The sequence below is a fragment of the Burkholderia sp. WSM2230 genome (assembly GCF_000472445.1).
Lineage (GTDB): Bacteria > Pseudomonadota > Gammaproteobacteria > Burkholderiales > Burkholderiaceae > Paraburkholderia.
The window spans coordinates 624,414-645,342 of the sequence record NZ_AXAJ01000002.1 but is presented as its reverse complement, the minus strand read 5'-3'; the positions used below and the strand labels follow the sequence as shown (position 1 = coordinate 645,342).

General features: G+C 63.1%; 17 protein-coding genes. 10 read left to right on the top strand and 7 right to left on the bottom strand.

Features of this window, described 5'->3' with window-relative positions:
* Positions 1-48 precede the first annotated feature (48 nt).
* Entirely contained in the window at positions 49-546 is a 498-nt protein-coding gene (locus tag A3AC_RS0108450; protein WP_025598341.1) for an Lrp/AsnC family transcriptional regulator, read from the bottom strand.
* Between the two features lie 177 nt (positions 547-723).
* Here A3AC_RS0108450 and hppD point away from each other — a divergent pair, with 177 nt between their 5' ends.
* Positions 724-1,821 (top strand): 4-hydroxyphenylpyruvate dioxygenase, encoded by a 1,098-nt coding sequence (gene hppD, locus A3AC_RS0108445; protein ID WP_025598340.1) that lies wholly within the window; start codon positions 724-726, stop codon positions 1,819-1,821.
* A 197-nt stretch (positions 1,822-2,018) separates the two neighbouring features.
* On the opposite strand, the gene A3AC_RS0108440 is transcribed toward hppD, so the two are convergent.
* On the bottom strand, positions 2,019-2,216 hold the full coding sequence (locus A3AC_RS0108440; RefSeq protein WP_025598339.1) for a hypothetical protein: 198 nt from the start codon (positions 2,214-2,216) through the stop codon (positions 2,019-2,021).
* Between the two features lie 367 nt (positions 2,217-2,583).
* Between A3AC_RS0108440 and A3AC_RS0108435 the strand changes: the two genes are divergently transcribed.
* Positions 2,584-6,183: an indolepyruvate ferredoxin oxidoreductase family protein gene (locus tag A3AC_RS0108435; RefSeq protein WP_025598338.1), complete on the top strand. Its 3,600-nt coding sequence runs from the start codon at positions 2,584-2,586 to the stop codon at positions 6,181-6,183.
* A gap of 142 nt (positions 6,184-6,325) precedes the next feature.
* On the opposite strand, the gene A3AC_RS0108430 is transcribed toward A3AC_RS0108435, so the two are convergent.
* Positions 6,326-8,608, bottom strand: coding sequence for an NADP-dependent malic enzyme (locus A3AC_RS0108430; RefSeq protein WP_025598337.1), 2,283 nt, complete (start codon positions 8,606-8,608; stop codon positions 6,326-6,328).
* Positions 8,609-9,058: 450 nt separating this feature from the next.
* Here A3AC_RS0108430 and A3AC_RS0108425 point away from each other — a divergent pair, with 450 nt between their 5' ends.
* Positions 9,059-9,745, top strand: a complete 687-nt coding sequence (locus A3AC_RS0108425; RefSeq protein WP_013340765.1) for an orotate phosphoribosyltransferase — start codon at positions 9,059-9,061, stop codon at positions 9,743-9,745.
* A 116-nt stretch (positions 9,746-9,861) separates the two neighbouring features.
* On the opposite strand, the gene A3AC_RS0108420 is transcribed toward A3AC_RS0108425, so the two are convergent.
* Positions 9,862-10,551 carry a response regulator gene (locus A3AC_RS0108420; protein WP_025598336.1) on the bottom strand — a complete coding sequence of 230 codons (690 nt, stop codon included), beginning with the start codon at positions 10,549-10,551 and terminating at the stop codon, positions 9,862-9,864.
* 322 nt (positions 10,552-10,873) lie between these two features.
* Between A3AC_RS0108420 and A3AC_RS0108415 the strand changes: the two genes are divergently transcribed.
* The 5 genes from A3AC_RS0108415 to A3AC_RS0108395 all read left to right on the top strand — a co-directional run bounded on the left by A3AC_RS0108415 (position 10,874) and on the right by A3AC_RS0108395 (position 16,926).
* Positions 10,874-11,476: a YbhB/YbcL family Raf kinase inhibitor-like protein gene (locus A3AC_RS0108415; protein WP_025598335.1), complete on the top strand. Its 603-nt coding sequence runs from the start codon at positions 10,874-10,876 to the stop codon at positions 11,474-11,476.
* Positions 11,477-11,719: 243 nt separating this feature from the next.
* On the top strand, positions 11,720-12,667 hold the full coding sequence (gene argC, locus A3AC_RS0108410) for an N-acetyl-gamma-glutamyl-phosphate reductase (protein WP_025598334.1): 948 nt from the start codon (positions 11,720-11,722) through the stop codon (positions 12,665-12,667).
* A gap of 489 nt (positions 12,668-13,156) precedes the next feature.
* On the top strand, positions 13,157-14,578 hold the full coding sequence (locus A3AC_RS0108405) for a DUF2957 domain-containing protein (RefSeq protein ID WP_025598333.1): 1,422 nt from the start codon (positions 13,157-13,159) through the stop codon (positions 14,576-14,578).
* Between the two features lie 97 nt (positions 14,579-14,675).
* A complete protein-coding gene (locus A3AC_RS0108400; RefSeq protein ID WP_025598332.1) occupies positions 14,676-15,926 on the top strand; it encodes a DUF2957 domain-containing protein in 1,251 nt (416 codons plus the stop codon).
* A gap of 175 nt (positions 15,927-16,101) precedes the next feature.
* Positions 16,102-16,926 (top strand): OmpW/AlkL family protein, encoded by an 825-nt coding sequence (locus A3AC_RS0108395; protein WP_025598330.1) that lies wholly within the window; start codon positions 16,102-16,104, stop codon positions 16,924-16,926.
* Positions 16,927-17,208: 282 nt separating this feature from the next.
* Here A3AC_RS0108395 and A3AC_RS0108385 read toward each other — a convergent pair whose 3' ends face one another.
* On the bottom strand, positions 17,209-17,844 hold the full coding sequence (locus A3AC_RS0108385; protein ID WP_025598329.1) for a LysE family translocator: 636 nt from the start codon (positions 17,842-17,844) through the stop codon (positions 17,209-17,211).
* A 264-nt stretch (positions 17,845-18,108) separates the two neighbouring features.
* Complete coding sequence (locus A3AC_RS0108380; RefSeq protein ID WP_025598328.1) at positions 18,109-18,978, bottom strand: NAD(P)-dependent oxidoreductase; 870 nt, start codon at positions 18,976-18,978, stop codon at positions 18,109-18,111.
* A gap of 213 nt (positions 18,979-19,191) precedes the next feature.
* On the opposite strand from A3AC_RS0108380, the gene A3AC_RS0108375 reads away from it, so the two are divergent.
* Together A3AC_RS0108375 and A3AC_RS0108370 are read left to right on the top strand one after the other, a co-directional pair.
* The gene (locus tag A3AC_RS0108375) at positions 19,192-20,061 is read left to right on the top strand and encodes a Mut7-C RNAse domain-containing protein (RefSeq protein ID WP_025598327.1); all 870 of its coding nucleotides are present in this window, start codon (positions 19,192-19,194) and stop codon (positions 20,059-20,061) included.
* 79 nt (positions 20,062-20,140) lie between these two features.
* Complete coding sequence (locus tag A3AC_RS0108370; RefSeq protein WP_025598326.1) at positions 20,141-20,419, top strand: hypothetical protein; 279 nt, start codon at positions 20,141-20,143, stop codon at positions 20,417-20,419.
* 216 nt (positions 20,420-20,635) lie between these two features.
* Here the strand turns inward: A3AC_RS0108370 and A3AC_RS0108365 are convergent, their stop codons facing one another.
* Positions 20,636-20,848, bottom strand: a complete 213-nt coding sequence (locus A3AC_RS0108365; protein WP_006052583.1) for a hypothetical protein — start codon at positions 20,846-20,848, stop codon at positions 20,636-20,638.
* Positions 20,849-20,929: the final 81 nt, after the last annotated feature.

Sequence of the window (20,929 nt, the reverse complement as noted above, 5' to 3'; positions counted from 1 at the left end):
GCCCTTTTTGTTGCCGCGCGCGCAGAAAGCGCCCGAACCCACGCGTCTTCATAAGATGGGTAGCGCCGTCGTCTCCTTGATGGTTTCCAGCGAGAAGCTTGTTTTGACGTCGATCACCGACGGATGATGCAGCAGTTGGTCCTGCACGAAGCGCGAAAAGTGCGCCATGTCTTCCACCTGAACCCGTAGCAGATAGTCCATGTCGCCGGTCATTGCGTGACAGGCCACGACTTCCGGCCAGGTCTGGACGGCCGCGCGGAACAGATCGGCGTGGGTCGCCTCGCCGCGCGGGCTGAGAGCCGAACCGCCGCGCTTCTCGAGTCGGACATTGACGTACGCAAGCAGATCAAGCCCAAGGCGCTGAGCGTCCAGCAATGCGACGTAGCCGCGAATCACCCCGCTCTCTTCCAGCCGCCGTATGCGCCGCAAGCACGGGCTCGGCGAAAGGTTGATGCGCTCGGCGATTTCCTGGTTCGACAAGCGGCCATTTTCCTGAAGGATCGTTAGAATACGCCGGTCGATTGCGTCTATCTCTATATTGGCCATTTTCTGCCGTCGTATCGTGGAATTGAGCTACAAATTAGCGCAACTCTATGGCCGCGCGATTAAGTTCGCAAGTTTCGGGCGCGATGTGGCCTTTACACTTGCGTCATTCGGTCGCGCCGTTTCGCATTCGGCGCGCGCGATTCCTGGCGCCGGGCGCCCTCGACATGGAGACAGACAATGCAGGTTCCAACCTGGGAAAACCCCGTCGGCACTGACGGCTTTGAATTCATCGAATACACGGCGCCCGATCCCAAGGCGCTCGGCAAACTGTTCGAGCAGATGGGTTTCACGGCTGTCGCGCGCCATCGTCATAAGGATGTGACGCTTTATCGTCAGGGCGAAATCAACTTTATCGTTAACGCGGAGCCGGATTCGTTCGCGCAACGCTTCGCGCGCCTGCATGGCCCGTCAATCTGCGCGATCGCGTTCCGGGTTCAGGACGCGGCGAAGGCCTACAAGCAGGCGATCGAAAAAGGCGCATGGGGCTTCGACAACAAGACGGGCCCGATGGAGCTGAACATTCCGGCCATCAAGGGCATCGGCGATTCGCTCATCTATTTCGTCGACCGCTGGCGCGGCAAGAACGGCGCGGCACCGGGCAGCGTCGGCAACATCGATATCTACGACGTGGACTTCGAGCCGATTCCCGGCGCGAATCCCAACCCCGTCGGTCACGGCCTGACCTACATCGACCACCTGACGCACAACGTCCACCGCGGCCGCATGCAGGAATGGGCCGAGTTCTACGAGCGGCTCTTCAACTTCCGCGAAGTGCGTTACTTCGACATCGAAGGCAAGGTGACGGGTGTGAAGTCCAAAGCAATGACGTCGCCGTGCGGCAAGATCCGCATTCCAATCAACGAGGAAGGTTCGGAAACGTCCGGGCAGATTCAGGAATATCTGGACGCGTATCACGGCGAAGGCATCCAGCACATCGCGCTCGGCAGCAACGACATTTATCGTACCGTCGACGGCCTGCGCGCGTCGAAAATCTCGCTGCTCGACACGATCGACACCTACTACGAACTGGTCGACCGCCGCGTGCCTAACCACGGCGAGCCGCTCGAGGAACTGCGCAAGCGCAAGATCCTGATCGACGGCGCGCCGGACGACTTGCTGCTGCAAATCTTCACCGAGAACCAGATCGGCCCGATTTTCTTCGAGATCATTCAGCGCAAGGGCAACCAGGGCTTCGGCGAGGGCAACTTCAAGGCGCTGTTCGAATCGATCGAACTGGATCAGATTCGCCGCGGCGTCGTGCAGGACAAGACCTGAAGCGCTAGCGCGCCGGGTGCCTCGCGCCGACCGCTGATACTGCACGCCCAACAAGCGCTGAAAATGCGGTGACAAAGCGACGCGCTGGCAAAACGACAAGGGCGAGGATCTCACGATCCTCGCCCTTGTCGTTTGCGCCGCTGCCCGACTATCAGCAGCGGCTAATTAAGCCATCAACCCGCCGCATCAGCAGCGAGTCATGAATTCTGGTCTTCCTTGCGAGACGCGCTCTCGCGCGCGACGCGGTCAATGGCGATACGCGCAGGCGCAACAAGCGCCGAGCGGCTGATCGCGCCAGCCGACGCCCCGGTGCTCGCGTTTGAACGCACCGGTGCGCTCATTGCGAAAAAGGCGGCCGAAACCATCAGGAAGGTCTGGATATTTCTAGTGTTCATGCGTACTCCTTTTCTAACTGCCCTGTTGTCCTGAAGCGCCGCAACATGCGACGCGTTACACAGACATTGCTCACAGGTGCCGGTTAGACAGACGCGTCCTCTGCGGTTCCGCGAACTTGTAGCTTTTACAGCTTGTTACACCGCCTGCCCAAGGCAGCTTGACCGAACTTCGCAAGACTACGCAATAGGCATGAAGGCCCGCCGGACGCTTTCGCCCCGGGAAATTTCCGGAGCGATGCGGCGGGTTTTCACCAGTGCTACCATCACTTAAAACACGTCAATATGGCGACCCCGGCCATACGCATTCACAAGATGCCGCGGCCCAAAAAGTTTTGGCGATCCCAAACTGGGTGGAGGAGTACACATAATGAATGCCCCGCTAGACGCCGGCCAGCGAGCCTCGCTCGAAGCCGCGCTATCTTCCGTCACGCTCGACGACAAATACACCCTGGAACGCGGCCGCGCGTACATGAGCGGCATCCAGGCGCTGGTGCGTCTGCCGATGTTGCAGCAGGAACGCGACCGCGCCGCCGGCCTCAACACGGCTGGCTTCATCTCCGGTTACCGCGGATCACCGCTCGGCGGACTCGACCAGTCCCTCTGGAAGGCGAAACAGCATCTCGCCGCGCACCAGGTCGTGTTCCAGCCCGGCGTCAACGAAGACCTCGCGGCCACCGCCGTCTGGGGTTCGCAGCAGGTGAATCTGTATCCCAGCGCCAAATACGACGGCGTGTTTTCGATGTGGTACGGCAAAGGCCCGGGCGTCGACCGTTCCGGCGACGTGTTCAAGCACGGCAATTCCGCAGGATCGTCGCGGCACGGCGGTGTGCTGGTGCTGGCCGGCGACGATCACGCAGCCAAATCCTCGACGCTCGCGCATCAGTCGGAACATATCTTCAAGGCGTGCGGCCTGCCGGTGCTGTTCCCGTCGAACGTGCAGGAATATCTCGACTTCGGTTTGCACGGCTGGGCGATGAGCCGCTATTCCGGCCTGTGGGTCGCGATGAAGTGCGTGACCGACGTGGTCGAGTCCTCGGCTTCCGTGGATATCGACCCGCATCGTACGAAAATCGTGCTTCCCGAAGACTTCGCCATGCCCGAGGGCGGGCTAAACATCCGCTGGCCGGACCCGCCGCTGGTTCAGGAAGCGCGTCTGCTCGACTACAAGTGGTACGCGGCGCTCGCGTACGTGCGCGCGAACAAACTCGACCGCGTCGAAATTGATTCGCCGCACGCGCGCTTCGGCATCATGACCGGCGGCAAGGCGTATCTCGACGTGCGCCAGGCGCTGACCGACCTCGGCCTCGACGACGAAACCTGCGCGCGTATCGGCATCCGCCTGTACAAAGTCGGCTGCGTGTGGCCGCTCGAAGCGCAAGGCGCGCAAGCCTTCGCACGCGGCCTAGACGAAATTCTGGTGGTAGAAGAAAAGCGTCAGATTCTCGAATACGCGATCAAGGAAGAGCTGTACAACTGGCCTGACACACAACGCCCGCGCGTATTCGGCAAGTTCGACGAAAAAGACGGTGCGGGCGGCGAATGGTCGGTGCCAATGGGCAACTGGCTGCTGCCGGCGCATTACGAACTGTCGCCCGCGATCATCGCGAAGGCGATCGCCGCGCGGCTCGCGAAGTTCGACCTGCCGTCCGACGTGCGCGCGCGCATCGCTGCGCGCATCGCCGTGATCGAAGCCAAGGAAAAGGCGCTCGCGCGCCCGCGTGTGGAAGTCGAGCGCAAGCCGTGGTTCTGCTCGGGCTGCCCGCACAACACGTCGACGAACGTGCCGGAAGGCTCGCGGGCGATGGCTGGCATCGGCTGCCACTACATGACGGTGTGGATGGACCGCAGCACGAGCACCTTCAGCCAGATGGGCGGCGAAGGCGTCGCGTGGATCGGCCAGGCGCCGTTCACCAACGACAAGCACGTGTTCGCCAATCTCGGCGACGGCACCTACTTCCACTCGGGCTTGCTGGCGATTCGCGCGGCGATCGCATCCAAGGCGAACATCACCTACAAGCTGCTCTACAACGATGCAGTCGCGATGACGGGCGGCCAGCCGGTCGACGGCGTACTGACCGTGCCGCAGATCACGCATCAGCTCGCCGCGGAAGGCGCGTCGAAAATCGTGATCGTGACCGATGAGCCCGAAAAATACTCGGGGAACGTTGGCCTCGCGCCGGGCATCGACATTCACCATCGCGACAAGCTCGACGAAGTGCAACGCCAGTTGCGCGAGATTCCCGGCACGACGATCCTGATCTACGACCAGACTTGTGCGACCGAAAAGCGCCGCCGCAGGAAACGCGGCGCGTATCCGGACCCGGCGCGGCGCGTCGTCATCAACGAGGCGGTGTGCGAAGGTTGCGGCGACTGCTCGGTGAAGTCGAACTGTCTGTCGGTCGAGCCGCTCGACACTGAATACGGCACGAAGCGGCAGATCAATCAGTCCACGTGCAACAAGGACTTCTCGTGCGTGAACGGCTTTTGCCCGAGCTTTGTGTCCGTGGAAGGCGGTCAGTTGCGTAAGCCGAAAGCGGCGTCCGGCATTGTCGGCGACGCCATGCCGCCGGTGCCGGAGCCCGCGCTGCCGTCTATCGACCGTCCTTACGGCGTGCTCGTGACCGGTGTGGGCGGCACGGGCGTCGTGACCATCGGCGCGCTGCTCGGCATGGCCGCGCATCTGGAGAACAAGGGTGTCACAGTGCTGGACGTCACCGGCCTGGCGCAAAAGGGCGGCGCCGTGATGAGCCATGTGCAGATCGCGAACAAGCCCGACGACATCCACGCCACTCGCATTGCGATGGGCGAAGCGAGTCTCGTGATCGGCTGCGACGCGATCGTGACGGCAAGCGACGAATGCGTGTCGCGCATGCAAGCCGGTCAGACGCGCGTGGTGCTGAATAGCGCGCATACGCCGACCGCCGAGCTCATCAAGAACCCGAACTGGCGCTTCCCGGGCAGCAGCACCGAAGCCGACGTGCGGGCGGGCGCCGGCGACGATTGCGTCGACACGGTGGACGCAAACCACTTCGCGGTCGCTCTGCTCGGCGATGCGATTTACACGAATCCGTTCGTGCTCGGCTATGCATGGCAGCGCGGCTGGGTGCCGCTCACCTATCAGTCGCTGATGCGCGCGATCGAACTGAACAACGTGCAGGTCGAGAAAAACCGCGCGGCATTCGAATGGGGCCGTCGCGCGGCACACGATGCGGCGGCCGTGCGCCGGTTCGCGCAATCGCAAGGCACGGGTGCTGCGGCTGACGCGGCAAGCAGCAAGATCATTTCGCTGCACACGCCCAAAGCGCTCGACACGCTGATCGACAAACGCGCGGCCTACCTCGCGGCCTGGCAAAACAGCGCGTATGCCGACCGTTATCGCGCGCTGGTCTCACAAGTGCGTGCCGCGGAATCGGCGCTTGATTCAAACGACGGCCAACTGCCGCTCACAGAAGCCGTCGCGAAGAACCTGCATAAGCTGATGGCTTACAAGGACGAGTACGAAGTCGCCCGCCTTTACAGCGATCCCGCGTTTATCGAAAAGCTGAAAGCGAACTTCGAGGGCGACTGGAAGCTGCACATCCACCTCGCGCCGCCGATGTTCTCGAAGAAGGACGCCCAAGGTCATCTGATCAAGAAGAAGTACGGCCCGTGGGTGTTCAGCGCGATGCACGTGCTGGCGAAGCTGAAGTTCCTGCGCGGTACCGCGCTCGACATCTTCGGCAAGACGGAAGAGCGGCGCACCGAGCGCGCGCTGATTGGCGAGTATGAAGCGCTGGTCCGCGAACTGATAAGCGGGCTGACCGCGCAGAACCGCGAGCTGGCAATTGAACTCGCGAATCTGCCGGACGGCATCCGCGGATTCGGGCACATCAAGGAAAACAACCTGAAGGGTGTGCGCGTGAAGTGGAACGACCTGCTCGCACGCTGGCGCTCGCCGCAAGCGGGAACGACGCAGCACGCGGCTTGACGGCAGCCACCGCGCGCCGCGCGCTGTCCCTTACGCGACGGCGCCGGCGCGGCGCATGAAAAAACGTCACGGAACCTGAGGTTCCGTGGCGTTTTTCTTTTCGCGGGGCCTATCGCGGCCCGCGCAGCAGGCGCCGCTTCGACTACTTGCCGTTCACCGACTTGCGCGCGTTCGCCGAAGCCACCGCGGTCATGTTGATGATCCGGCGCACCGTCGCAGCCGGCGTCAGCACGTGGACCGGCTTCTCAGCGCCGAGCAGGAACGGCCCGACCGTCACGCCTTCGCCGCCGACCATTTTTAGCAGGTTGTAAGCGATGTTCGCCGCTTCCACGTTCGGCATGATCAGCAGGTTGGCTTCGCCCGACAGCGTCGTGCCGGGGAAGGCGGCCTTGCGGACCACTTCTGACAGCGCCGCGTCGCCGTGCATTTCACCGTCGATTTCAAGCGTGGGGGCGCGTTCGACAATCAGCTTGCGAGCCGCGGCCATGCGCTGCGACGACGAAGACGGCGCGCTGCCGAAGTTTGAGTTGGACAGCAGCGCGACCTTCGGCGTGATGCCGAACTTCTCGATTTCGCGCGCGGCCAGCATGGTCATGTCGGCGAGCTGTTCGGCCGTCGGCACTTCGTTCACATACGTGTCGCAGATGAACAGATTGCGGCCCGGCAGCATCAGCAGATTCATCGCGGCGAAGTTCTGCACGTTGTCCGCCTTGCCCAGCACCTGCTCGATGAACTGCAGATGCGTGTGGTACTGGCCGATCATCCCGCAGATCATGCCGTCGGCTTCGCCCAGGCGCACGAGGATCGAGCCGATCAGCGTGTTGAACTTGCGCATGGCCGCCTTCGCCACGTCCGGCGTGACGCCTTCGCGCGCGCCCAGTTCGTGATACGCCTGCCAGCACTGCTGGTAGCGCGGATCGTCTTCCGGATCGACGATCTCGAAGTCTTCGCCGCACTTCAGCTTCGAGCCCATCTTCTTCAGGCGCATTTCGATCACCGACGGACGGCCGACCAGGATCGGCTTGGCGATCTTTTCCAGCAGCACGAATTGCGCGGCGCGCAGCACGCGTTCGTCCTCGCCTTCGGCGAACACGATGCGCGCCGGCTCGGACTTCGCCGCCGCGAACACCGGACGCATCACCATGCCGGTGCGATACACGGTGGTGCCGAGCTCTTCGCGATACGCGTCCATGTCCTTGATCGGACGGGTCGCCACGCCCGAATCCATGGCCGCTTGCGCGACGGCCGGCGCGATCTTGATGATGAGACGCGGATCGAACGGCTTCGGAATCAGATATTCCGGACCAAATTCGAGCGAATGTCCTTCATACGCCTTCGCGACTTCATCGCCCTGATCGGTTTCTTCTGCCAGTTCGGCGATCGCGCGCACGCACGCGAGCTTCATTTCTTCCGTGATGGTGGTCGCGCCGACATCCAGCGCGCCGCGGAAAATGAACGGGAAGCACAGCACGTTATTGACCTGGTTCGGATAGTCCGAACGGCCGGTCGCGATGATGCAGTCCGGGCGCACTTTCTTCGCCTCTTCCGGCCGGATTTCCGGCTCCGGATTGGCGAGCGCGAGAATCAGCGGCTGCGTTCCCATTTCGGCGACCATTTCCGGCTTCAGCACGCCGGCGCTCGAGCAGCCGAGGAACACGTCCGCGCCGCGAATCGCGTCACCCAGCGTGCGCGCCTCGGTGTTCGCCGCATAGCGTTCCTTCGACGGATCGAGGTTGCCGCGGCCTTCGTAAATCACGCCCTTGGAGTCGACGACGAGAATGTTGTCTTTCGACAAGCCCAGGTTCACGAGCAGATCCAGACACGCGATAGCCGCCGCGCCCGCGCCCGAGCAAACCAGTTTCACGCTGTCGAGCTGCTTGCCGACCACTTTCAGGCCGTTCAGAATCGCCGCGGACGCGATGATCGCCGTGCCGTGCTGATCGTCGTGAAAGACCGGAATCTTCATGCGCTCGCGCAGCTTCTTCTCAATGTAGAAGCACTCGGGCGCCTTGATGTCTTCCAGGTTGATGCCGCCGAGCGTGGGCTCGAGCATTGCAATGGCTTCGACCAGTTTGTCGGGATCGGACTCGGACAGCTCGATGTCGAACACGTCGATGCCGGCGAACTTCTTGAAGAGACAGCCCTTGCCTTCCATGACCGGCTTCGCCGCGAGCGGGCCGATGTTGCCGAGGCCGAGCACGGCCGTGCCGTTCGTGATCACGCCGACGAGGTTGCCGCGCGAGGTGTACTTTTGCGCGTCGAGCGGCTCGTCGTGGATCGCCATACAGGCCGCGGCCACGCCCGGCGAATACGCGAGAGACAAGTCGAGCTGGTTCGACAGCGGCTTGGTCGGCGTGACCGAAATCTTGCCGGGCTTCGGGTTCTGGTGATACGCGAGAGCGCTTTGCTTCAGTTGTTCGTCCATTTTTTGCCTGCGAGACGTAAGAAATTTGGGCCGGCACACCGCACGCCCGGTGGCGCTTCTTTGTATCGAATGGATAATCGACCGAGGCGCTTTTCGCGTGCGCCGGTTGGGCGCGGCGTCGGTCCTCGGCGGAGGGCGGGACGGTGCGGAGTGCTACGCGGGTCGGTTAGTGTACACCCCGCGCGTGTCGATGCACCGACTGGTTAATGCGGCTCGCCATCGGCGAAACACCCGCCAGACGTGCTGCGCCGCCGCATCGCTGCTGTTCGTACGTGAGCCTCCTCGGCAGGACCCGTTTCCGGTAAAATGTCGGCCTACGCGCGCAGCAAAAACCGGCCAGCCTCCACTGGCCGGCTGCATATTCCGCCCAGCACGGCGCGGCATATCCCGCTTGCTGCGCCAACGGGCTTCGCGCCCGCTTCTCCCCGCTCAACCCCAAGGATCCGCCCCATGACAGGCTTCGATCGCCAGACGATCTCCGACACCACCGCCAAGATGCTGCTCGAGGTACAAGCAGTACACTTCAACGCGGAGAAACCGTACATTTTCACGTCCGGCTGGGCGAGCCCGGTTTATATCGATTGCCGCAAGCTGATTTCTTATCCGCGCGTGCGCCGCGGCCTGATGGAAATGGCGGAAACCACGATCCTGCGCGACGTCGGCTATGAGCAGATCGACGCGGTGGCCGGCGGCGAAACTGCGGGCATTCCGTTCGCGGCATGGCTCTCCGACCGGTTGATGGTGCCGATGCAATACGTGCGCAAGAAGCCGAAGGGCTTTGGCCGCAATGCGCAGATCGAGGGTCTTCTGACCGAAGGTCAGCGTGTCCTGCTGGTCGAAGACCTGACCACGGACAGCCGCAGCAAGATCAACTTCATCAATGCGCTGCGCACTGCCGGCGCCACGGTAAATCACTGCTTCGTGCTGTTCCACTACAACATCTTCAAGGAAAGCGTGTCGGTGCTGAAAGACATCGACGTCGATCTGCACGCGCTCGCGACCTGGTGGGACGTGCTGCGCGTCGCAAAGGAAAACAAGTATTTCGACAGCAAGACGCTCGACGAAGTCGAAAAATTCCTGCACGCGCCGGCTGAATGGTCGGCGGCGCACGGCGGCGCGACTTCCACGCCGCAGTAAGCGAAGCTCGGCTCCGAGGCATCGACACAAGCAGAAAGGCCGCCTGTCGCAAGACAGGCGGCCTTTTTTCTGAACTGCAGTTCTTCTCCTGGCCGGGCGAAAAGCGCCGTGCGCCCCTAGGCGAGGTCGCCTGTATCTTCCGCGGAATGCGACGACAGGTTCAACAAGCCGTTGCTTTGCGCGTACTGGAACAGTTCCGAATCGCGGTCGATGCCGAGCTTGCGCATCGCCGTGTTTTTCTGCGTGCTGATCGTCTTGATGCTGCGGTTCAGTTGCTCGGAAATTTCCTTGATGGTCATTCCCGACACGAAAAGGCGCACGACCTCCAGTTCGCGCCTTGACAGCATCACCTCGTCGCTCCTGCCGCCGGCGTTCATGCGCAAGGCATCGAGCGAGGCCTTGACCGACGGGCTCAGATATTCCAGATGGCGGCTCACGTGCTGCACCGCGAGCCCAATGTGACTCAAGTCGTCGGACTTGTTCACGACCGAGGTCACTCCCAGCTCGCGCAGTCGCTGCAGCAATGCGGCGTTCTCCAGCATCGTCAGCACGACGATGGGAAGATTGGGGAAATTGCGGCGCAGGTAGCCGATCAACGGCAAACCGTCGCCGAACTGGCCGCCCGGCATGGCGAGATCGGTGACGAGCACGTCGCACTCGGTGGTTTGCAGCGTCTTGATCAGTTCCGTCGACTGCCTGGCTCTCGCGACCACCTGGATGCCGGGAAACTTGAGCAAAGCCTGTTCGGCGCCGAATAGGATGACCGGATGATCGTCCGCGATGACGACCTTGACTACGTCTTGCATTGCCCGCACCTCGACAGGAAAACCCCTCTCCAAAACTTCAGACATTCTTTCTTATTCTTAATGTTCAGTTGGACCTAGTAGGAACACGGGCCACATCGCGTAAATTCTTCCGACTATAGCCGATTTTAGGCTTGCAATCCGCTCCGACGCACAACAATGATGCATCGTACAGCTAATGTTAGACTTGATTCGCCCTTGAGACACAAAGTCGGGACAATAAACTTCGCGAGGCAGGCGCCTCGCGCCTTCGCAGCGACCTGATGCTGCACCGCATCCAAGGGGCGCCAGGCGCTCGCTCGGATCGACACAGGAGAACCGGCATATGCGCTTGCGTTGCCTGGTTGTTTCGCACGCTTCACCGTTTCGCCGCCTGCCGATTTTTGCCTGCGCCGCGCTTGGGATGGCGCTTTGGCTTGCGCATGGTGCGAGCGCTCGAGCCGAGGGCGCGTTTTCGCTGACGAGCGCCAGTTTCCGCGCCGGCGGCACCGTCAATTCTCCCCAGGTTTTCGATCAGGACGACTGCAAGGGCGGCAACCGCTCGCCGCAATTGACGTGGCGCGACGCGCCGCCCGGCACACGCGGTTTCGCGATCACGATGTTCGACCCCGACGCGCCGGGCCGCGGCTGGTGGCACTGGGCGGTCGCGGGCATTCCGGCGACCGTCGCAAGCCTGCCGGAGAACGCGAGCGCATCCGGCTTTCTGAAGAAGCTCGGCGCGGTGGAAGCCCGCAACGACTTCGACATCGACGGCTATGGCGGGCCCTGCCCGCCGCCGGGCAAACCGCACCGCTATGTGATCACCGTATATGCGCTGAATTCCGCCGACCTTCGCCTCGGGCAAGGCCGTCCGGCGCTGATGTTCGAGCACGAGATCGGCACGGCGGCAATCGGCAGCGCGAAGATGGTGGTGAATTACGGCCGGTAGCAGCGCTGTGGGCGTGAGCCGAGCCGTGCCAAGCTGATCGTCCACAGCGCTGCCCGCGAGGCGCAGCCGGGCCCGCTGCGCCGGCCACAGTCACGCCGCTGTCACTTCGTGCGGGCATCGTGGTTTTTCCGCTGTTTTTCGCGCCGTTTTTCCGCAGTCGCACACGCGCATGCCAATGAGGTCTTAAAATGGCGTTTTCGCGCAGCATGGCGCGCCGTTTCCCGAGCAGCCAGTGAGATTGAGATGAGCACAAAAGTTTTTGTCGACGGACAGGAAGGCACGACCGGCCTGAAGATTTTCGAATACCTGTCGCAGCGCGCGGACGTGGAAATCCTGCGTATCGACGAAGCGAAGCGCAAGGACATCGAGGAGCGCCGCCGTCTCATCAACGCGTCGGACGTCACGTTTCTGTGCCTGCCCGACGTCGCTTCGCGCGAATCGGCTTCGCTCGTAGAAAACGAGCGCACGGTGCTGATCGACGCGAGCACGGCCTTTCGCACGTCAGCGGACTGGGCTTACGGCCTGCCCGAACTCGCCCGCTCGCAGCGCGAACGCCTGCGCACGGCGAAACGCATTGCCGTGCCCGGCTGTCACGCATCGGCTTTCGTGCTCGCCATGCGCCCGCTCGTGGATGGCGGCGTGGTCGCGCCGGAGTTCGACGCCCATGCGTATTCGATCACCGGTTACAGCGGCGGCGGCAAGAAAATGATTGCCGACTACGAAGCCGGCGGCAACGATAAGCTGAAAAGCCCGCGTCCCTATGCGCTCGGCCTCACGCACAAGCATCTGCCGGAAATGGCGGCGCATACCGGCCTGAAGTCGGCACCGGTGTTCACGCCGATCGTCGGGGACTTCTACAAGGGCCTTGCGGTGACCACCTACTTCTCGCCGCGTCAGTTGGCGAAGAAAATCACGCCGCAAGAAGTGCAGGCGCTGCTCGCCGAGTACTACGCGGGTGAAGCGTTCGTGCGCGTCGCACCGTTCGATGCAGAAGCGAATCTCGACAACGGCTTCTTCGACGTGCAGGCGAACAATGACACAAATCGTGTCGATCTCTTCGTGTTCGGCACGGCGGAGCGCTTCGTGACCGTCGCGCGTCTCGACAATCTGGGCAAGGGCGCTTCCGGTGCGGCCATTCAGTGTATGAATCTCGCAATCGGCGCAGCCGAGGAAAGCGGTTTGAAACGATAACGAAAGTTCAAATAGCGCGGCAATTCCCTTTGTCAGCATTACGAAAGCCGGTCTTCAAAGACCGGCTTTTTTGTTTTAAACCGGCAAGCCGAAACTTTCTTTAACAGATAATCAGTAGTAGCCCGTATTACTTAAAAAATCGAAAAAGGGCTACGCCAGAATTTTTCAGGTAAGTATTCCCGCCATCGACCCACGCAGCATAGTTTTCCGCCTGGGGAAACTCCGGATTTTTTGTCGAACGGTCGTTCGAAGATGATTGAGCCATTTTGCCGCCAAGGCTTACCAGTCAAGGGCGTGCGGGGAAACAACGGCACGCCGCTGCGGGCCCGATTCGCGTTTTTGTTTAAAAGGGCCGCTTGCGCCCACGCACTGCGCGTGTCGCTGAAATGCCGCTGTTTGAATCGAGCTTTTTAGACGGCTCATTCAATTGACAGGCATTAATCGCGCGGCGAAATTAGCTCGCACAAATACATGAAGGGAGACAGCAACATGGCGGACGCCATTATTCGAGGCCTGGCAATGACTATTGTCACGACTCCTTTTCTTATTGCGTGTGGCGGCGGCAAATCCGACAATCCCGGCCCGATCAACGCGCCGCAATGCTCGGGTTCGAGCTGCGGTGTGCAGGGTCCGCCCGCTTCAAGCAGCACGTCGGCGGCGCTCTGCCCCGCGACCGCCGATATCGTCAAAAGCACATTCCTCGGCGGCGCCGGCAGTGGCGAGGTAGTCCAGTTGAACATCGACGCCACCGCGATGACCTACACCCTCAAGTGGCTCGAATCGCCGATTCCGCTGCGCACCGGCACCGTCACGCCGACGCGCGCCGGCACGCAGATCACGGGCGCGGTGATTCATCCGCCAACCGGCACGCTGCCGACCGCGGAGCAAACACGCTGCGCCTTCATTCTCGGCGCCGGCAGCGGCACGGCGGCCGGCGACGGCCAGCCCTACACGACGCCCGACTTCACCAACAACCCCAATCCGCCGATGATCCTCGTCGGTCAAGGCGTTGCGGGAGGCGGCATTCCAGGCGCGACGATCCAGTTCGACGGGCTGTCCATTCCGCTCATTGGCTCGGGCATCGGCGCGGTGCCGAACCGCCACTTCGACTTTTATCCGTTCCTCGGCTTCGCCAGCACGACCACCGACATCACGAAGCTGCCCGGCACCTACAACGGCTTGCTCTATCACCTCGCGCCGTCGGGCAACTACTCGACGGTCGCGACAAACACCGTCGAAACCTTCGACGCTAGCGGCACCTGCACGAGCAGCAACACCGCGAACCCGAACTACTCGCCGAACGCGGGCGGCTGCCTGTCCACCGGCAATCCGTGGACGCTCAACAGCAACGGCTACTTCGACAGCCAGCAGGCGCCGCAGATCGTCCAGCAGTTCCAGCTCCCGCTGATCGGCGCGACCGGCAAATCGGGCACTGCGCATATGGTGCTTGGCCAGATCAACGGCGCGACGGTGCCGCTCGTCGTGCGCACCGGCTATATCAACCTGGGCACGGCGCCGCTCCATCTCGACGCCAAGGTCGACGACGAATCCGGCATCGCAATGCTCGCCGCCGCGACGCCGCTCGCATCCGGCGGGTTCGACGGCGGCTATGTCGGCGCCGATTCGAACTTCAAGTACACCGCGACGCTGATCCAGGGCGCCGTCGGCACGTTCATCAATCCGACCACCTCGGCGGCCGAGAGCGGATTTGGTCTCGGCTACGGGCTGGCAAGCCCCGGACTCGTCGGCGTGCAGGACACGAACGGCAAGACCGGCCTCGCGATCGCGTCCGGCGGCCTTTACGCAATCGCGATCCAGGGCACGGAGAACGGCGGCATTGCGTCGACGTCGGCCAACTCGGACACCTCGAGCACGCCGTATTTCGGTATCGGAGCGCAGATCAGCAAATAGTCGACGCAGCAAATGCAGTTCGTAGACGAGACATAAAAGAGCAAGCGGTGGCTGGACTGGGAGCCGGCCATCTACAACGAAAAATTCCGGAGGCGGTATGAAATGGAGATTTCTGTCGGTGCTCGCATGTGCGGCACCGTTGCTGGCGGCATGCGGCGGTGGAGGCGGCGGCAATGGCGACGGTCCCGTGACGCAAGTTCGCCTGTGTCCCGCGGCGTTGGACTACAACACGGTCTACACAGGCGGCGGCGGTGACGGCGAACTCGTCAAGCTGCAGCTCGACACGACCAGGATGACCTGGCAGGTCACCTACGTCGAATCTCCGATTCCCGCGACCACCGGCACCGTCGTGCCGACGCGCGCCGGCCAGAGCGCGAGCGGTACGCTGACTCAGGAAACCTTGCTGCCGACCAACAAGCTCAACCAGTGCGCTTTCCGGCTGAACGGCGCGAGTCTGGACCCGAACCGTCCGGCGCGGATCTTTGTCGGCGAGGGCGTGGCAGGCGGCACGATTCCCGGTGCCGAAATTTCGTTCGGCGGCATTCTCGGTGTGGGCGCCGTACCGGACACCAAGTTCCCGTACTACCCGTTCATCGGCTTCTCGTCGATTGAAACGGATCTCGCCAAGGTGGCCGGCACCTACAACCAGTTGGGCTATCACCAGGTGCCGTCGCAGAATTTCGCGCCGGTCGCCGTGGATTCCAAGATCACGATCAATGCGGACGGCACGTGGACCGAGTGCGACAACTCCGGCGTGAACGCCGGCAAATGCCAGCAGCCGGGCAGCAACTTCACGCAGGCGTCGGACGGCAGCGGCGCGTTCCAGACCAACAACTTCCAGGGACAGGCGAAGCCCACACTCGCCACCACACCGGAAGCTCGCGGCTACATGATCGTCGGCAAGCTGCGCAATCAACTGGTGCCGATTCTGGTGCGCACGGGGGCGGCCAACTCGTCGGTGACCGTGCCGCAAAACGGCGCGCTCGGCCCCTATGCGGACGACGAATCCGGCATCTCGATTCTCGCGCCGCAGAGCTCAACCGCGGTCAACTCGCAGAACGGCGAGTACATCGGCGTGGATAGTCAGTTCGACTATCGCACCACGGCGCTGGCAGGCACTCAGGCGACGCTGCTCGACCCGTTCAACCCGTCGCAGGCCTCGCTCGCGACCGCGCTGAACCTCGACTTCACGCAGACCGTGCCGGGCGTGGTCACGACGACGCATGTGGGCGCATCCACGGGCAATACGCCGACCGGAAAGATGATTTTCACCGGCGGGGTGTTCGGCTATCTCGATCTGACCAACGCAGCCTCGCCGTACTTCACGATAGGCGCCTTCGTTCAGTAACGGGCGCGTCCCGCGCCGTAAGCACGCAACGAGGCGTTCGCGCCCCGGCCGCCGCCCGCACTCGCCACGCGGCGGCCGGCGCAGCACCTGTGCCGCGCGCCGGCCTCGCGGCCTACCCGCCAACGTTCGCCGCGCGCGCCTTGCGTCCGACGAGCGCTCAAGGAGGAGCAACAACATGAAAAGAATCTATCTCGCGATGCTGGCCGCGTGCCTGTCGGTCAGCGCTCACGCGCAACATGCGGGCGATAACGTCGCCGTGCTCGGCTGGTTTCACGTCATGCCAAAAGATTCGAGCACGCCGCTGACCACCAATGTGGCGCCAACGCCGATCAACACGCCGCTGCGCCTGCCGAGTTCGTTCACCTCGGCGGGCACGAGTCTGTCGACGAACACCGCCAACACGGTCGGCCTCGTGTTCAGCCATTACCTGACCGACCACATTGCGGTGACGACGGTGGCGGGCGTGCCGCCTGTCTTCAAGATCTACGGGCACGGCACGATCAAGCCGCCGGGGCCGGCCGGCGCGCTCGGCCAGCAGGATATCGGCGATCCGCAATCGAACCCGATTGTCAAAAGCGTGCGCCAGTGGAGTCCGGCGCTGCTCTTTCAGTACTACTTCAATGCGCCGACGGCGAAGTTCAGGCCGTTTGTAGGTGTCGGCGTGTCGTACAACTGGTTCTCTGACATTCAGTTGAGCCAGAACTTCGTCCAGTCGACGCAGGACAATCTCGGCGCCATTCTCGCCGCGGGCGCGGGGAAGCCGGGCAAGACACAGGTGTCGGCGAAGGCTTCGTCGTCGTGGGCGCCCGTCTTCAACGCGGGGCTCGCGTACAACATCACGGACCATTGGGGTCTGGTGGCCTCGGTGACCTACATTCCGCTGAAGACGACTTCGTCCGTAATCATCAAGGCGGCGGACGGCACAGAGTTGGGTGTCTCGAAGGCCGAGTTGAAAGCGGACCCGATCATCTCCTTCCTCGCCGTTTCATACAAGTTCTGAGGGAGAGCGATGGGCACGCTCGCGCCGAAGTTCAACTGCGCCGAAGCCGACGGCCCTTTGGAGTGTCAGCCGGTTTTGGGGCTTCTGGAGCCGGGGATGATTTTGGGCAAAAAAAAGCCCGCCTAAGTTGGCGGGCTGAATCCATATCAGAGGAGACATGGAGGAGACAAGACAAACTATAGCAAACAGTTTGGTGCGACGCAACATGAAAATCAGGGTTCTCCCGTCTTGTTGCGATTTCGCCACATATGCTTGGTCGCCGCGCTTGCAGGCTCGCGGCCGTCAGTGTCTGACCAGCGCCATCATCGCGCCAAAGCCGACGAACACGCCGCCCGTCAGCCGGTTGAACATGCGCGCGACACTGCGGCTCTTCAGCCGGCTGCCAATGCGCGTGCCGAATCCCGCGTAGACGAGATACCAGCTCACCTCGATAACGGCGAACGTGGCCACCAGAATGCCAAATTGAGGCAGCTTGGGCAGGGTGGCGTCGATGAATTGCGGCAGCAGCGCGGCGGCAAACAGGATCGCCTTCGGATTGCTGCCCGCGACCAGGAAGCCGTTGCGAAACAGGGCGACACGCGAATGGGCCGGCTTTGCCGCCAGTTCTTCGACTTCCGATGCGGCCGTCTCGTCAGCGGGGGCGCGCCACGCCTTGATGCCCAGATAGATCAGGTACGCCGCGCCGATCAAGCGCAGCGCGTTGAAAAGAGCCGGCCACGCTTCAAGAAAGACGCCGAGCCCCGCCGCCGATACCGCCAGCATCAGCACCAGCGCCGACAGGCAGCCCGCCATGGTTGCGCCCGTGCGCCGCAGGCCGTGGCGCGCGCCGTGCGTCATGACGAGCAGCATGTTCGGGCCAGGAATGGCGCACACGACAAAAACGGTGGCGACAAACAACCACCAGGTATGCAGACTCATGACATCACCGTGTAGAGAATTGGACCGCCATTATCCATTGGCGCGCGGTTGTCCGCGCGTCGGGCTTGGCAGCGCCCACCAGCGTTGTCCGTGCGCCGTGCGCCGTGCGCCGAGAGCGCCGCGCGCCACGCGCCGCGCGCCACGCGCCACGCACCGAGCACCGAGCACCGCGAGCCGCGAGCACCGAGCACCGCGAGCCGCGAGCCCCGAGCCACGAGCCACGAGCCACGAGCCCCGAGCCACGAGCCGCGCTAGCAGCATCCGTCAGCGGCCGGCCCGGCGCGCCGCCACCTGGCCCAGCACCGCGAAATCCTTCTCGCCGTCGCCGTGCGCAATAGCTTCGATCAGGCTGTCGCGGACGACGCTCGCAATCGGCAGCGGCGTCGTGACCGCATCGGCTGCGGCCAGCGCAAGGCGCAAGTCCTTCAGTCCCAGACGCGCCTTGAACAGTGCCGGCTCGTAGCTGTCTTCCGCGATCATCTTGCCGTAGCCCGCGTACACCGGTCCCGGGAAAATGCCGCTCGTGATGACGTCGAGGAAATCCTGGATCGCGAGGCCGTGTCCGGACACCAATGCAGCCGCTTCACCAAGCGTCTCGACGGCCGCGCCGAGCATGAAGTTCGCCGCCACCTTGATGACGTTCGCCTGTTGCGGCAGCGAGCCGATGCGCCACGTTTTCTGACCGACTGCGTCGAAAATCGGCTGCACCCGGTCGATCGCCTCAGCGGGGCCGCCGGCGACAATCGTCAGCTTGCCTGCCGCGGCCACGTCGGGCCGGCCGAGCACCGGAGCCGCGACGTAATTCACACCACGCGACGCGTGCGCTGTCGCCAGTTCCTCGGCCAGCGCCACCGAAATCGTCGCCATGTTCACGTGAATCAGCCCGCGCGGCGCGTGCTCGAGCAGCGAGGCCGTCACGACCTCGCGCAGCGCGGCGTCGTCGGCGAGCATGGAAAACACGGCGTCGCCGGCAAATGCTTCGGCCGGCGTGGCGACGATTCGCGCGCCGCTCTGGGCGAGCGCTTGCGCGCGCTCCGGCGAGCGGTTCCACACGCGTACCTGGTGCCCCGCTTTCAGAATGTTTGCGACCATCGCGGCACCCATCTCGCCGAGACCGATAAAACCAATGTCCATCTGTGACTCCGTCATCTGAAGATGTGGAAGTAAAGCACACTCATGCGACAGGTGCAGAAAACCACGCAATCGCGGGAGGCAACTGCACGAGCAACGCAAACACAGCGGAAACGCAACGGAAAACGCAACTCGGGCGGCGAATGCCGCAAAGACAGCGGCCTGCATGGCGCGTCGCACCCGCCACGCAATGCCGCGCGGTGCGATACTGCGACGATGGTCACCGCGACTTTCCGCTTCTACGAGGAGTTGAACGATTTTCTCGCCCGGCCGCTGCGCCGGCGCGCGTTTGCCTATGCGTGCGCGCGCGACGCCACCACGAAGCATGCAATCGAAGCGCTCGGCGTGCCGCATACCGAAGTCGAACTGATCCTCGTGAACGGCGAGTCGGTCGGTTTCTATCACCCTATCGCGGACGGCGACCGCGTCGCCGTTTATCCGAAGTTTGAGGCGCTCGATATCCGGCCGCTGCTGCGAGTGCGCGAACGACCGCTGCGCGTTGTGCGCTTCATCGCCGATGCGCATCTAGGCGGGCTCGCCCCGCTGCTGCGGCTCGCGGGCTTCGACACGCTGTACGACAACCACTTTCCCGACGCGCACATCGAAGCGCTTGCCGCCGCCGAAGACCGCATCGTGCTCACCCGCGACCGCGAGCTCTTGAAACGCCGCACGATCACGCATGGATGCTACGTGCGCGCGTTGCGGCCGCGCGAGCAATTGCGCGAAGTGTTCGAGCGGCTGGATCTAGCGGGCAGCGCGCAACCGTTCCGCCTATGTCTGATGTGCAACGCGCCGCTCAGGCGCATCGCGCGCGACGAAGTGGGCGACCGCGCCCCCGACGGCGTATTGCAGCGGCACGCGCAGTTCGTCACCTGCGACGTGTGCCGCCGCGTGTTCTGGGAAGGCACGCATTGGCAGCGGATGCGCGCGTTGATCGACAGCGTCGCGGCAAGGCCGACTGTGTCCGACGCCGGCGCTGACGGTGCTGACGGTGCTGACGGTGCTGCCGGTGCTGGCGGTGCTGGCGGTGCTGACAGTGCTGACGGTGCTGGCGGTGCACCCGGCGCTCCCGACGCCCCCGCGTGACGCACGGCGCGGCGCGCTCGCCCGCGGCAACGCAGCCTGCGTACAATGCGGGATTACCTATCTGGCAGAGGCCTGACGTATGGCGATGAAAAAGACCGACCTTGAAAAGAACAAGGCACTCAAGCTCAATAATGCGATGAAGCAAGGCACCGCCGAGCGCTTCGGCAAGGCCGCGGCTGCGGCGCCGAAAATCGACCGCCGCGAGCAGCGCAAGCTCGATCAGGCGCAGGGTTTGGTCGCGTTCGCGTGCAAGCTGAACGGCGATCTGGTTGCGGAGCTCAAAGAGCGCGCCGCCACGCATCCCGAAGGCATGACTGGACTGCTCAACGAAGTGATCAAGCGCGGTCTGGCGGAGTAAGCGCGCTAGTGCCGTGGACGCGCGCGGCATGAGCCTTTGCGGCGCGCTTGCCGCCATGCCGCGAACCGTCCCGACGAACGCTACCGCAAAACGAAAAGGCCAGAGCATGAGCTCTGGCCTTTTTGCTTGCGGCGCCTGCTTTCGACCCGGCCGACACGCGCCGCATTAGCGGCCTGCGCACCCGGTGAAGCAGCGCTCGCTGCCGGACAAGCCTTCTTAGTTCTGCGTGCCCTTGTCGTTCGTGCCTGCTGCCGATGCCGCCGCCGCGACCGGAGCGCGCTTGCCGTGCGACTTCAGCTTCTTGACGTGGTGCTTCTTCGGTGCGCTAGCTGCAGCGGCCGGAGCGGCTGCGTCCGACGCTTGTGCGAAAGCCTGAACCGAGACCAGCGCGATGGATGCAGCTGCGAGCGAGACGATAACTTTTTTCATGTGTTTTTCCCCAAACCTCAACGACTGAGTCAGTGTGAATGAAATAGCTGCACGGTGAAGCAGGTAGGGCTCAGGAGCCTT

Coding starts and splice junctions, on each gene's coding strand:
- A3AC_RS0108365 (WP_006052583.1), bottom strand. CDS start 20,848: ATGAAAAAAGTTATCGTCTCGCTCGCAGCTGCATCCATCGCGCTGGTC.
- A3AC_RS0108375 (WP_025598327.1), top strand. CDS start 19,192: ATGGTCACCGCGACTTTCCGCTTCTACGAGGAGTTGAACGATTTTCTC.
- A3AC_RS0108380 (WP_025598328.1), bottom strand. CDS start 18,978: ATGGACATTGGTTTTATCGGTCTCGGCGAGATGGGTGCCGCGATGGTC.
- argC (WP_025598334.1), top strand. CDS start 11,720: ATGAGCACAAAAGTTTTTGTCGACGGACAGGAAGGCACGACCGGCCTG.
- hppD (WP_025598340.1), top strand. CDS start 724: ATGCAGGTTCCAACCTGGGAAAACCCCGTCGGCACTGACGGCTTTGAA.
- A3AC_RS0108385 (WP_025598329.1), bottom strand. CDS start 17,844: ATGAGTCTGCATACCTGGTGGTTGTTTGTCGCCACCGTTTTTGTCGTG.
- A3AC_RS0108450 (WP_025598341.1), bottom strand. CDS start 546: ATGGCCAATATAGAGATAGACGCAATCGACCGGCGTATTCTAACGATC.
- A3AC_RS0108425 (WP_013340765.1), top strand. CDS start 9,059: ATGACAGGCTTCGATCGCCAGACGATCTCCGACACCACCGCCAAGATG.
- A3AC_RS0108370 (WP_025598326.1), top strand. CDS start 20,141: ATGGCGATGAAAAAGACCGACCTTGAAAAGAACAAGGCACTCAAGCTC.
- A3AC_RS0108435 (WP_025598338.1), top strand. CDS start 2,584: ATGAATGCCCCGCTAGACGCCGGCCAGCGAGCCTCGCTCGAAGCCGCG.
- A3AC_RS0108420 (WP_025598336.1), bottom strand. CDS start 10,551: ATGCAAGACGTAGTCAAGGTCGTCATCGCGGACGATCATCCGGTCATC.
- A3AC_RS0108400 (WP_025598332.1), top strand. CDS start 14,676: ATGAAATGGAGATTTCTGTCGGTGCTCGCATGTGCGGCACCGTTGCTG.
- A3AC_RS0108395 (WP_025598330.1), top strand. CDS start 16,102: ATGAAAAGAATCTATCTCGCGATGCTGGCCGCGTGCCTGTCGGTCAGC.
- A3AC_RS0108430 (WP_025598337.1), bottom strand. CDS start 8,608: ATGGACGAACAACTGAAGCAAAGCGCTCTCGCGTATCACCAGAACCCG.
- A3AC_RS0108405 (WP_025598333.1), top strand. CDS start 13,157: ATGGCGGACGCCATTATTCGAGGCCTGGCAATGACTATTGTCACGACT.
- A3AC_RS0108440 (WP_025598339.1), bottom strand. CDS start 2,216: ATGAACACTAGAAATATCCAGACCTTCCTGATGGTTTCGGCCGCCTTT.
- A3AC_RS0108415 (WP_025598335.1), top strand. CDS start 10,874: ATGCGCTTGCGTTGCCTGGTTGTTTCGCACGCTTCACCGTTTCGCCGC.